The following is a 12,592-nucleotide window of genomic DNA, read 5'->3' on the forward strand; positions in this document are numbered from 1 at the left end:
GCCGCGAACATAGGAAAGGTCGTTTTCCGGCGCCGTCGATTCAGCCGCCTGCGGGCTACCGGTCCGGCCGAAATCGGAAAGTCGTCCTGCCAGGCTCTCGTTCAGAATCGACATCGCTTTCCCCCCTCACATGCTGCGCCAGTCTTCACTCTGTTCGAAGGCATGCGCCGCCTGGTAAATCTTCATCTCGCCGAAACTCGGTCCCACCAGCATCATGCCGATTGGCAAGCCTTCACTCAAGCCGCAAGGCACACTCATTGCCGGCAGGCCGCCATTGAACGGAGCGGTATTGCCGATCATCTCGAAGGCCCGTTGAACGTAAAGGCTGATCGAACAGTCTGCAGGCGGAATTTCCTGCGGTTTCATCGGCATGGTCGGCATCAGCAGCACATCGAAACGTTTGAGTGCCTGGGCGTATTTTTCGTTGACGCGGCGCATGAGGTTCTGGGCCTTGCCATAGAAGCGACCCCGATACTGGGTCTGGAAATGCTCGCCGAGGAACATGCAGGTTTTCAGCGAATGGCTGAGCTCGTCAGCCCGGTTGCGCCACTGCGACATCTGGTCGATCATCGATGGCAGGAACAGGCCGCGGTAATTGGTGCCTGCGGTGTTGCCGTGCATCATCTGGTCCTGCATGCCCTCCACGGTGATCGCCGTCCAGCAATCGACTGCCAGAGTGTGCTCAGGCACGGAGATTTCCTCGACCATGGCGCCCAGTTGCCTGAACCGCTCCGCCGCCGCGAGCACCTTGTCGTCGACATCAGACTCGCTCTCGGGACGGTGAAACCCTTCCTTCAGGATGCCGATTCGCAGCCCCTGCGCGCCACGGCCAAGGGCTTCCGTGTAACGGTAAACCTTTGGATTGTACTGGCGCGGATCAAGCCCGTCCTCGCCAGCCAGCACCTCGAGCAGAAGCGCATTGTCGGCGACCGTGGAGGTTACCGGACCGACATGATCGATGGTCATTTCCACCGGCATGACGCCCGTATAGGGCACCAGCCCGTGGGTGGCCTTCATGCCATAGACGCCGCAGGCCGAGGACGGCAGCCGGATCGAGCCGCCCTGGTCGCCCGCGATCGCCATATCCACCTCACCCGTCGCGACAAGGGCTGCCGATCCGCTGGAAGAGCCGTTGGCCATGTAGCCACGCTTCCAGGGATTGTGCACCGGCCCCTTGGCATTGGTGTGGGAGGCACCGGACAGGCAGAAATTCTCGCAATGCGCCTTTCCGGCAATGATGGCGCCGGCATCGAGCATCCTCGTGACGATGGTGGCGTCGATCTCGGGCGTATAGCCCTCCATGATCGACGATCCGTTCATCATCGGCACGCCGGCCAGGCAGATCGTGTCCTTGAGTGCGATGCGCTTGCCGCGCAACGGTCCGTCGGGTGCGCCGCGCACTTCCGTCTTGACATACCAGGCATTGAGCGGATTTTCCGTTGGATCCGGAAAGCGCCCCGGCGAGCGCGGATAGCGCACTTCGGGCAGATTGTCGGGAAGGGCGTCGAGCCGGTCATAGGCCTGGATATAGGGCTCCATGATCTGGCTGTACTCGCCGAGTTCCGTATCCGTCAGGTTCATGCCGAAACGGCTCGCCATGGCGCGCATCTGCGAGAGGCTGGGGCGTTTGACTGTCATGCTTGTCACCAGGGGCTGGGGGGTGATGGGAGCAGGATGTGCATCTTGCTGCTGGCTCGGGGGCCTGGGCGCCGGGGCCGGTCCTGCACGCGTGGTTCCCGTCGCAGTGCCACGCGTCGAGCGCGCGGCGCCAAAACCCAGGAACTGGTCGACCTTGGCCTGATCGGCCAGCTCGACCTTGGAAAGTTCGCCGGCAATCCGCCCGCGCTCCAGCACCAGGACCCGGTCCGACAGATCGGCGATGAAGTCGAAATTCTGCTCGACCAGCAGGATAGACAGACCGCGCCTTTCTCGCAGGCGCAGCAGGGTTTCCGACATCTCCTCGATGATAGAAGGCTGGATACCCTCTGTCGGCTCGTCGAGCAGCAGGAATTCCGGATCACCCATCAGGCTTCGTGCCAGGGCCAGCAGCTGCTGTTCGCCGCCCGACAGCGCGCCACCCATGCGGTCAAGCAGCCGCGCCAGCCGCGGGAAATCGGCGAGCACGGCTTCGATCACCTCATCCTCGCCGCCGCCGGAATAGTCGTGCCAGGCAAAACGGAGATTGTCGCGCACGCTCAGTTGCGGAAAGATCCCCCGTCCCTGTGGCACGTAACCGATCCCGAGCCCGGCGCGCTCGTAGGGCGACAGGCGGGTGATCTCGACGCCGTGGAACCGGACCGTGCCGGAACTCGCCGGCAGGAAACCCATGATGGTCTTGAGCAGGGTGGACTTGCCCATGCCATTGTGGCCGAGAATGCCGACGACCTCGTTCTCCGCCACCGAAAACTCGATCCCGTGCAGGATCGGCACCTTGCCGTAGCCTCCCGACAGGCTCTTGATATCCAAGCAGGTCTTCCGCTCCTCGGCCATCATCAGGCTTTCTTTCCCAAGTAGACGTTGCGTACCGTGGGATCCGCCATCACCCGGTCGACGTTGTCCTCCATCAGCACCGCGCCCTGATGGAACACGGTCACGGTGCTGGCGATCGAGCGGATGAACTGCATGTCGTGCTCGACGATCACCACGGCCGCGGTGCGGGTCATTTCGCGGATGATGTCGCTCATACGTTCCACATCGTCGGCGCTCATCCCGGCTGCGGGTTCATCAAGCAGCACCAGCCAGGGATCGCCGGCAACCACCAGACCCAGTTCGACCCGCTGCCGCTCGCCATGCGCCAGTCGTCCGAGTTCCGTTCGCGCGATCGGACCGAGGGCCAGCCGCTCGATCACCTCGGACGCCTTGCGCATCGCATCCTGCATCGGCAGGAACCGCCGCGCCGCCATCCAGATGTTCTCGAAGACATCGAGCCCGTCCATCAGGTTGGGCACCTGTGTCTTGATGCCCACTCCAAGGGCTGCGACCTGGTGCGGGTTCCAGCCGGTGGTTTCATGCCCGCGCATGAACACCTGGCCGTCGGTGGGCGTCAGCAGCCCTGTGACGCATTTGAAGAACGTCGACTTCCCGGCTCCGTTCGGGCCGATCAGGCAGCGCAACTCGCCAGCCTTCAATTTGAAGTCGACATTGTCGGCAGCGACCACGCCGCCAAACCGCATCGTCAGGCCCGCCGTTTCAAGTACGATTTCAGCCATGCCTGGCGCCCCCGCTGCGAATGCGGCGCGCGCCGTGCCGTGGCAGCTTGCGACGTTGCCCGAAGCTGATCCGCCAGAGAGACGCTATGGCCGGAACGAGGCCCTTCGGCAGGAACAGCACGAACAGGACAAGAATGATGCCGGTCAGGAGCGTGTTGTCGATCATGCTCTGCTGGCCGAGCAGGAACTTGAGATAGGCAAGCCCGGCTGCCCCGACGATCGGGCCGATGCGCGTGCCCAGACCACCGACGATGCACCAGATGATGATCTCGGCAGACTGGCCGAGACTGAACAGATTGGGCGTAACGATCTCGCCCCAATTGGCAAACAGCGCACCCGCCAGTCCGGCAATCGCCGCGCCTGTCGCGAAAAGCACGGTCTTGCGCGCCCTGACGTCGTAGCCCATCAGGGCGACGCGGACTTCGTTCTCGCGGATGCCGACAGCCACGCGCCCGAAGGATGATTTCAGCAGCCAGCTGACCAGCAGATAGACAATAAGCAGGAGGACCGCGCAGAAATAGAAATAGGGATCACCGTAGATATAGTCATTCGGCCGCCCCGGCACGTTCAGCGTCTGGAAACCGGGGATACCGTTGAAGCCGCCGAGCCGCGCCGTGCCGATCACATAGTCCGGGCCGGCAGTCGAAGAGATGAATTTGAACAGGATCAGCGTGACCACCAGCGTGATCACGCCGAGATAGACATCCGTCAACCGGCCATAGAACATCATGGCGCCGAGCAGGGCGGCGAAGGCCGCGGGGACAAGAATTGCAAGCAGCATCGGAATGGTGCTGTCGCCGATATTGATGGCGGCGATCGCGTAGGTGTAGGCCCCGAGCCCGAAGAACGCCGCCTGGCCGAAACAGAGGATCCCGCCAAAGCCCCAGATCAGGCCGAGGCTGAAGCCGAGCATGCCGTAGATCAGGAGCACTGTCAGCGTATAGGTGCCGATCATCATCGGCATGATCCAGATCAGCAGGGCCGCGACGAGAATGGTGGCCGGCACCTCTCTTGCCCAGAAGGAAGCCATCACAGACGTCCCCGGAAGAACTTGCCGGTCACACCCTGCGGCAGCAACCTGAGCAGCACCACCGCGGCCACCAGCAGCGCCACTTCGCCCATCACCGGCGAGACCGCAAACGTGAAGATCTGGCTGATGAAGCCGAAGAGACCGGAACTGGCCATCAATCCGGTGATCAGCGACGGACCGCCGGCAATCACCGTGATGAAGGCCTTGGCGATGTAGGCTCCGCCCGATGTCGGCACCAGGCCGACCAGCGGCGCCAGGATCGCGCCCGCGAGCCCCGACAGCGCCGAACCGCAGAAGAACGTCGCCATGTAGATGCGCTCCGGAGAGTAACCCAGTGCCGCGGCCATATCCGGCAGCTGCATCGCACCGCGCGCGATCAGCCCCAGCCGTGTGCCCTTGAGCACCGCATACATGAGCCCGAGCAACACGATCGCGATCAGGATGATGAAGAAGTTGTAGCCGTTGACCTGGTAATTGCCGACCGTGAACCCTGAAATCGGCGTTGAGATTCCCGTCGTCGTGTTGCCGAAGATCATGGTCGCCAGTCCGATGAAGAACAGGCTCAATCCCCATGTCGCGAGCATCGTGTCGACCAGCCGGCCATAGAGATGCCGGATCACCAGCCGTTCGACCACCAGCCCGATCAGGCCGACAACCAGCGGGGCGATGAGGAGCATGGCGACAAAGACATTGGCGCCCAGCGTGACCGCCGTGATCGTCACATAGCCGCCCATCATCATGAACTCGCCATGCGCCAGATTGATGATCTTCATCATGCCGAACACGATGGCGAGACCCGCACTGATCAGCACCAGCGAGGCGACCGCGTAGAGCATTTCGACGATGATGACGAATACCAGATCCATGAACGGGTTGCCTTGGAAGGTTGCAATGGGGATGGAGGGGCCGCGCGACCGGCGGCCCCTCCCTGACCTTGGGAGGGTGTCAGATCTGGATTTCGTACTGGGTGTTGTCGTCCGGATTGGCGCCAAGATCGCAGACAGCCTGGGTGTCGATCGGCTGGCGTTGCGGCAGCGTTTCGACGACGCGCATCCCCTGGTTCTCGACTTCCATCAGGTGAACATCGAGAACGGCATGATGGGTCTTCGGGTCGACCGTGACCTTGCCGCCGGGACCTGTGATGGAAACGCCGGTTTCCAGTGCCTCCACAACCGCGTCGCGCTCCAGTGTTCCGGCAATACGCACACCTTCAGCCCAGGTGAGCACACCGTGATAGTTCGACACCGCCAGTTCGTGCATACCGCCGGCGTCACCACCGGCTGCAACCCAGGCTTCCTTGAACGCAGCGTTCTCAGGCGTATCGAGCTCCTGGCTGTAATTATAGGCAACCATGATGCCGTTGCCCTCTTCGGCGGTCAGCACCTTGTGCTCATTGCCGACACCCATGGTGGTCGACGCCAGCGCGATCCGGTCCTTCATGCCTGCTGCCGCCCATTGACGGAAGAACGACAGATGCGCCCCGCCGACCAGCGGCGCGATAACCAGGTCCGCACCGGCGGTCTGGATCTTGGCGATGGTCGAGCCGAAATCCGAGACATCGAGCGGGAAGAAGTCGACACCCACCGTCTCGCCGCCATTGTCGGCGACGAATTTCTGCAGCCAGCGTGCGGTGATCTGTCCGTAATTGTAGTCGGCGGCGACGATGTAGACCTTCTTGCCGGACTTGCCCATGGCGTAGGGCACCAGTGCCTCGGCCTGCTGGGCCGGGGTCACGCCGTTGATGAAGATGTTGCGGTCGCAGACGCCGCCTTCGTAAAGCACGTTGTAGAAATAGAGCGTCTTGTTCTTGTGCAGGGTCTGGCGGATCGCCTCACGCGAAGCCGACAGGATGCCGCCGTGCACCACGTCGACCTTGTCCTCCCGGACAAGTTGCTGGGCATACTGGGAATAGAGCGCCATGTCGGACTGGGTGTCGTAGCCGACGACCTCGACCTGCTTGCCCAGCAACCCGCCCGCAGCGTTGATCTGGCTGACGGCAAGCCGCATCGCCATGTCCATCGGCTTGCCATAGGCGTCGAAGATACCGGAAACATCAAGCACCGAGCCGAGCTTGATCGTGTCTGCGGCCATGACGGCTCGAGGCATCATCAGCGCACCTATAGCAGCGGCGGCGGAGGCGAGAAAATGGCGTCTGTTGATCGACATGTCGTGTTCCTTCCGTGAAATGGTTGGGTTGCGGTCGGGCACCCGGGACGGGTGGTCTCAGTCTTTGTCTTTCTGCTTGATTCTCTGGGCGTAATCGGCAGTGCGGCCAGCCAGGTTGGCATCGAAATCCAGCCCGATTTCCTCGCCCATCTGCTTCATCGCGGGCAGCCTCACGGCCATTCCGAGGATCTGGTCCATCGCGGCGCCGAAGGCGTTGTCGACACCGGTGCCGCCGGTTCCACCGCTGCCATTACCACCGCCCATGCCGCTGATCTGGTTGATGCGGATCGAATCGATCTTCTCGACCGGTTTCATCATCTGGGTCATGATTTCCGGCAGGCGATCGAGCTTGCGCTCCTCCAACCGCATCCGGATCACGGATTCGCTGAGTGTATTCTCGGCCTGATTGAGGGCATGGCGTCCGGCAGCCTCGGCTTCCATCCGCCGCTGTTCCGTTTCCGCGAGAGAGCGGGCGACCTCGGCCTCGGCCTTCGCCTTCGCAAGCAGGGTGCCCACATCGCTCTGGACACGTGCGTCTTCGAGGGCGAGATCCTTCTTCTGCCTGAGATTGGAGATCTCCTGCTCGCGCTCGACGATGGCGCGCTCCTTCTGCACCTGAACCCGCTCGGCAGCGAGCAGCACCTGCGCACGCGCATCTTCTTCCGCGGCCTTGGTCGAGGCCTCCTCGATCCGCCGCTTGGCGAGCTGGACCTCGTTTTCAATCCGCGTTTCCTCAAGTGCGAGGACTGCCGTCATCTCCGCGCGCCGCAGCGCCTCGTCATTGGCGACCTGGGCCGCCTTGACCCGCTGGGTCTTCTCGATCCGGGCCTGTTCGGTGGCGAATTCGGCCTGCGCCTCGGCCTGGTCCGACCGCGCCCGGGCTTCCGACTGCATGCGCTTGAGGTGCTCCTGCTGGGCGATTTCGGCTTCCTGCTCGGCGCGCTGCAACTCGAGTTGCCTCTGGTGCTGCGCCAGCCGGCTCTCGCGGATGGCGATCTCGGTCTCGGTTTCGACCTTGATCCGCGCCTTGCGCTGTTCGGCCACCATCTCGGCGAGCCGCCGCATGCCTTGCGCGTTGAAGGCGTTGCTTTCGTTGAGCTGGCTCAGATCGCTCTGATCGACGCTGACCAGCGAAGTCGAAACCATGGCAAGCCCCAGGCGCGCGGCATGCTCGGCCACCGCCTGTGTCACTTCCGCCGTGTAGCCGGAACGGTCTAGGTGGATGTCGGCCAGGTTACGCCGGGCGGCGGCATCCTGCATGGCGTTGATCAGGGCACCGCCAACAACCTCGCGGATGGCGTCGCCGCCGCGGGCGATCCGCATCCCGAGAACCTGCGCGGCGGTGGCGATGCCTTCCGCCGTCGGCTCGACCCGGAGCTCGAATTCCATTTCGATGTCGGCGCGCAGCTGATCCTTCGTCAACAGCGATTCACGGCCCTTGCGATGGACGGGAAATGTCACCGACCCCATCGAGACACGCTGGATCTGGTGCAGGATCGGCAAGGCGAAACAGCCGCCATCGATGACGACACGCTTGCCCCCCAGTCCGGTACGGACAAGCGCGGTGTCCAGTGTCGCCTTGGCATAATAGCGCTGCAGGAACCAGATCGCGATGATCAGCAGAAGCGCAAGAGCGAGCAGCGAAAAAAACCAGACCAAGGCAAAATCCCCCTGAGGCATGACGGTCGCCGTCCCCCTTTTTGGACCGGGGGTATCGGCGTCACATAACCATGGAGAATTTTATTTTCCTTTTCAAGTATTTTGTTTTCCAATTCAAATTAATTGGTATCTATATGATTTATATTTGCTTTATCACCTCGAACATGATTCCGTCAGCGCGAGCCAGGTAGATTGGGGCGCGTGCCACCGGCCGCTTCAGAGAGAAAGCACGCTTCACGCTTCGATAGCGGAAAGCCGACCCCGAAAGCATATTGCGCTCGCGCCAATCGCCAGATTTGTCGTCTATCAACGCCGACAGATAGTGAACACCCTCATAGGTCGACTGCCCGATCACATTGAGCACCGGGGCCTTGTCGCCGTGCAAACCATAATAGCTTTCCTTGAAGGCACAGTTGCCCTCGGTTCTCAGCGACCCGAAATAGCTCGCAGACGAGAAGAACCGCTTGAGGTTGCGGTCGCCGCAGGCGAGCAGGCCATTCTCCTCGATGCAGCATGACAGCCGGATCATCTTGCCATCCAGTCCCGCCGCCCCGAATGCCCGGTTGAAGGTCACTGCGTCCTGGCCGACAAGCGAGATCAGCAGCGCCTCCGCACCGGAATGCGCAATCTCGTCGATATAGTGCGACATGTTGCGCACGCCAAACGGCAGGTACCGTTCATAGCAAAGCCCGACGGACAGTTCCTTCAGCTTGGTCTTGGCATAGGAATGCGATGTGTGGGGCCAGACATAGTCATTGCCGATCAACGCCCAGCGCTTCGGCCGGAACTGCTGTTGCAACGTTTCGATCGCCGGCCCCAGTTGCTCATGCGGCGTCTCGCCGATGGCAAAGATCCCGGGCGTGTTCTCCCCGCCTTCGTAAAGCGGCGTGTAGACATAGGGCACCCGCTGCCGCACGACCTTGCTCAGCCGCTGGCGGATGGCGCTGATGTGCATGCCGACGATCGCGTCTATGGCGTTGGTCTCGATCAGGTCGTTGACGATCTCCTCGACCGGAACCTTCGCCTCAAGCGCTGAATCGATCATGATCAATTGCACCTGGCGACCGGCGATGCCGTTGCACCGGTTGATCTCTTCAACCGCCAACTGAGCCGAGGAAATGCAGGACGGCGCCCAGATCCCGGCCGAGCCGCACATCGGTATCAGCAGCGCGACGCGATAAAAGCCCGCCGAGCTTACCGAAGCCCAGTCGCGAAGGTCGTTCAACTCTGCCGGAAATGCCACTACGGTCCGGGAAAACTCCATGCACGTGTCCCCTATCAGCCGTGCTTGAGGGATTTTTGTCATTGCAATTGAAATTATTTTCCAAGTCAACTATTTTCTATGCAACCTGACACTTGGATGAACCATGAAGAACCCGATCGACTCCTATATCTCCTATACGCTGGCGGCTGCGCACCGGGCCGTGCACCAGTCGCTGACGGCTGCGCTGAAGGAACATGGTGTGCAGGTGGAGGTCTGGCGCGTGCTCGAGACGCTGGACGCTGAGCCGAGCCAGACCATGGGGGAACTCGCCAGGATCGTGCTGATGAACCCGCCGACGCTGACCAAGATGGTCGATCGCATGGTCATGGAGGGGCTCGTTCACCGCCAGGCCGGCAAGACCGATCAGCGGCAGGTCAACCTGATGCTCACCGACCTGGGGCGCAAGCGGATGGCGCAAGTCCGCGGCGTCGTCCAGAGCCAGGACGAGGCGATCTGCAGCTTGCTCGGAGAAAGCGAAGTGGCCAAGCTCAACAACATTCTCGGCCGGTTGATGTAGCTCTTGGCAATGCCAGCCATTCACATCACCAAAAAATTAGTCTCATCAGGTAGTGCGTCACCAATGTAATGGGCCAACAGCCGGCGTGTTTTCGAGGCCTCGCGGTGCTCGAAGAGATACAGGCTCTGCACGTCGCCGAGCGGCAGCAATCCGTCGCGGACCGGGAGCGAGATCTGGGTTTGCGTCAGAAGCGCCCGAAGATGCGACGGTGCGTTGTCTGGCTGATCAGGCTTGTGACGGTAACGCCCCGGTTTCTTGGGGGCCAGATCATCGAAGAAGGCGAGAATATCGGCTTTCACATCGTCGTCCGCATTCGCCTGTACCAGGAGAGACGCTCCCGTATGCTTGCACCAGATCGTCAGAAGTCCTGCGTCAAGCCCGCGGGTCTGGATCTCCTGCGCCAGCAGGTCGTCGATAGGCGTAAGCGACTTGCCCTGGGTCCGGATTTTCACTTCAAAAAAGAACTGTTGCATCAATCCATCCTCAGAAATGGGCCATTTCGCTTCAGCGCTGGGCGGCCAGACCGTCCCGAAAGGCCGTCGTCGCTTCGGCGGCGCCCGCCTCCACGAAACGCGCATCCGACCCCACCGTGACCAGGTCCATGCCCCAGCCTGCGGCCTTGACCGCGTAGGCAGATGTCCCGCAGTGAAGCCCACACCGGATCCCGGCCTCGGCTGTCTTGCGGCGAATGAGCGCGATCAATTCCACGATTTCAGCGACCTCGGAATCAAACCGGGGCGGGTGGCCGTAACTCAGCGCCAGGTCGCTGGGTCCGATGTAAATGCCCGACAGCCCGGGCACGGCAACGATGTCATCGACCGCCTCTACAGCTGCGCGGGTCTCGATCATCGCGAAAGCCAGCACCGAGGCATTTGCCGATGCGACCGAGTAATCCGCTGGCCAGGAAAAGCGCGCGCGCACGGGGCCAAAACTGCGCCCGCCCTCGGGCGGATAACGGCAGGCCGCAACGAGGCGCGCGGCCTGGTCCGCGGTTTCGATCATCGGCGCAATGACGCCCATGGCGCCGGCATCGAGCACCCGCATAATGATCGCCTCATCCAGCCAGGGCACCCGCACCAGCGGCGAAGACCCGGAGGCTTCGATTATGGGCAACAGGGTCAGAAGGTCGTGGTAGTCGGCAGTCCCGTGCTGCAGGTCGACGGTCAGGGCGTCCCACCTGGCGGCGGCCATTGCCTGGGCCGTTATCGCCGACGGGGCGGCAATCCAGCCATTGAGGGCGCACCGCCCCTCGGCCCAGATCCCGTGCAGCTTATTGATGGAATTGGTCATCATCTCAAACCGCCATCATGTGAGTTAACTTTGTATTCTGGTAATCGCGGATCGCCTCGCGCCCGCCTTCCCGGCCCATTCCGGAGTGATCTACACCGCCGAAGGGTGCTTCGGCATGGGCAACCATGAAGGTATTGATGCCGACCATCCCCGCATGCAGTCCGCGCGACAGGGTGTCGGCCTTGCTTTGGCTGGAGGTGAAGGCATAGGCGGCGAGGCCGTAAGGGGTTGAATTGGCACGCTCGATGGCCTCATCGAGATCGGAGAAACTCGCCACGGGCGCGACTGGCCCGAACGGCTCCTCCGACATGATGGCGGCATGATCTGGAACATCTCCGAGAACCGTCGGCTCCAGGAAATATCCGCTGTTGCGCCCTTCCGGCCTTTTGCCACCGGTGACCAGACGGGCGCCATGCCCGATCGCGTCGGCGATCAGCCGCTCGACCTTGTCACGTCCCGAGGCCAGCGTCAGAGGTCCCATTGTGGTTGCCCGGTCCTGGCTGTCGCCGAGCACCAGCGCCTCCGCGTCAGCCTGCATCCTGGCGAGAAACCTCTCCGACACGCTCTCCTCGACATAGAAACGGTTCGGCGCGATGCAGACTTGCCCGGCATTGCGGAACTTGAACAACGCGCACTGGGCAGCGGCCGCCTCGACGTCTGAATCGGCACAGACAACCACGGCGGAATGCCCACCCAGTTCCATCGAGCAGCGTTTGACTGTTTTGGCGGCCTCCGCCATCAGCATCTGCCCGACCCTGGTCGAACCGGTCAGCGAGATCTTGCGGACCTCGTTGGCGGCCATGATCGGCGCCGACACGTCTGCTGCCCGGCCCAGCAACAACTGCACGACACCTGCAGGAACGCCGCCGGCGACGCAGGCCTCGGCGATCAGCGTCGAGGTCATCGGCACCTGCTCGGAGGGACGAACGAGAATGACATTGCCGGCGGCCAGTGCGGGCGCGATCTTGCGCACCGGCAGGTTGACCGGAAAATTCCACGCCGTGAAGGCTGCGCATATGCCGACCGGTTCATGCTCGGTCAGAAGCCGTCCGCCCTGACGCGAGGCGATCACGTCGCCGAACAGCCGCTCCGCTTCGCCTGCAAACCATTCGAACTGCTCGATCGCGGCCCCGACCTCACCCGCCGCCTGGGAAATCGGCCGGCCGATTTCCAGCGACAGCGCGGAAGCAATGGCGTCCGTGCGCGCGCGCATCTCGGATGCCACGGCCCGCAGGATGCGGCCACGCTCCCATCCGTGCACCTTCGACCATCTCGCCTGCGCCGTGCGGGCATGGGCCAGCGCTTCCGCCACATCGTCCGGTCCGCAGGCAGGCTGCTCCCAAAGCGTCTCGCCGTTGCAGGGGTTAATCACGGGGATAGCATCTGCCTGGCCGCGGTTTCGGAACTCGCCGTTTATCAGGAGTTTCGGCTGCATCTTGGTCATCTTTTCACCTGTC

11 protein-coding genes are annotated in these 12,592 nt (G+C 62.3%); 1 reads left to right on the plus strand and 10 read right to left on the minus strand.

What is annotated here, in order from left to right; genetic code table 11:
• Nucleotides 1-126: 126 nt before the first annotated feature.
• The 7 genes from SPHINGO391_RS25290 to SPHINGO391_RS20180 all read right to left on the minus strand — a co-directional run bounded on the left by SPHINGO391_RS25290 (nt 127) and on the right by SPHINGO391_RS20180 (nt 9,328).
• A complete protein-coding gene (locus SPHINGO391_RS25290) occupies nt 127-2,466 on the minus strand; it encodes an amidase (RefSeq protein ID WP_244615278.1) in 2,340 nt (779 codons plus the stop codon).
• Between the two features lie 26 nt (nt 2,467-2,492).
• Nucleotides 2,493-3,209: an ATP-binding cassette domain-containing protein gene (locus tag SPHINGO391_RS20155; RefSeq protein WP_152010520.1), complete on the minus strand. Its 717-nt coding sequence runs from the start codon at nt 3,207-3,209 to the stop codon at nt 2,493-2,495.
• A complete protein-coding gene (locus tag SPHINGO391_RS20160; RefSeq protein ID WP_152010521.1) occupies nt 3,202-4,239 on the minus strand; it encodes a branched-chain amino acid ABC transporter permease in 1,038 nt (345 codons plus the stop codon). Before SPHINGO391_RS20160 ends, SPHINGO391_RS20155 begins: the two co-directional genes overlap by 8 nt.
• A complete protein-coding gene (locus SPHINGO391_RS20165; RefSeq protein WP_152010522.1) occupies nt 4,239-5,105 on the minus strand; it encodes a branched-chain amino acid ABC transporter permease in 867 nt (288 codons plus the stop codon). The genes SPHINGO391_RS20160 and SPHINGO391_RS20165 overlap by 1 nt, the downstream gene beginning before the upstream one ends.
• A gap of 79 nt (nt 5,106-5,184) precedes the next feature.
• Nucleotides 5,185-6,405, minus strand: a complete 1,221-nt coding sequence (locus SPHINGO391_RS20170) for an ABC transporter substrate-binding protein (RefSeq protein WP_152010523.1) — start codon at nt 6,403-6,405, stop codon at nt 5,185-5,187.
• A 57-nt stretch (nt 6,406-6,462) separates the two neighbouring features.
• The gene (locus SPHINGO391_RS20175; RefSeq protein WP_210385803.1) at nt 6,463-8,064 is read right to left on the minus strand and encodes a flotillin domain-containing protein; all 1,602 of its coding nucleotides are present in this window, start codon (nt 8,062-8,064) and stop codon (nt 6,463-6,465) included.
• Nucleotides 8,065-8,203: 139 nt separating this feature from the next.
• Nucleotides 8,204-9,328 (minus strand): substrate-binding domain-containing protein, encoded by a 1,125-nt coding sequence (locus SPHINGO391_RS20180; protein WP_152010525.1) that lies wholly within the window; start codon nt 9,326-9,328, stop codon nt 8,204-8,206.
• Between the two features lie 103 nt (nt 9,329-9,431).
• Here SPHINGO391_RS20180 and SPHINGO391_RS20185 point away from each other — a divergent pair, with 103 nt between their 5' ends.
• Nucleotides 9,432-9,845, plus strand: a complete 414-nt coding sequence (locus SPHINGO391_RS20185; protein ID WP_152010526.1) for a MarR family winged helix-turn-helix transcriptional regulator — start codon at nt 9,432-9,434, stop codon at nt 9,843-9,845.
• Between the two features lie 20 nt (nt 9,846-9,865).
• On the opposite strand, the gene SPHINGO391_RS20190 is transcribed toward SPHINGO391_RS20185, so the two are convergent.
• From SPHINGO391_RS20190 to SPHINGO391_RS20200, 3 genes are read right to left on the minus strand one after another with little or no spacing between them, the layout of a single operon-like run.
• Nucleotides 9,866-10,318 (minus strand): secondary thiamine-phosphate synthase enzyme YjbQ, encoded by a 453-nt coding sequence (locus tag SPHINGO391_RS20190; protein WP_152010527.1) that lies wholly within the window; start codon nt 10,316-10,318, stop codon nt 9,866-9,868.
• 31 nt (nt 10,319-10,349) lie between these two features.
• Nucleotides 10,350-11,138, minus strand: a complete 789-nt coding sequence (locus SPHINGO391_RS20195) for an aldolase/citrate lyase family protein (protein ID WP_152010528.1) — start codon at nt 11,136-11,138, stop codon at nt 10,350-10,352.
• Nucleotide 11,139: 1 nt separating this feature from the next.
• Nucleotides 11,140-12,579, minus strand: a complete 1,440-nt coding sequence (locus tag SPHINGO391_RS20200) for an NAD-dependent succinate-semialdehyde dehydrogenase (RefSeq protein ID WP_152010529.1) — start codon at nt 12,577-12,579, stop codon at nt 11,140-11,142.
• Nucleotides 12,580-12,592: the final 13 nt, after the last annotated feature.

This window comes from Hoeflea sp. EC-HK425 (assembly GCF_902498795.1).
In the GTDB taxonomy this organism is placed as follows: domain Bacteria; phylum Pseudomonadota; class Alphaproteobacteria; order Rhizobiales; family Rhizobiaceae; genus Hoeflea; species Hoeflea alexandrii.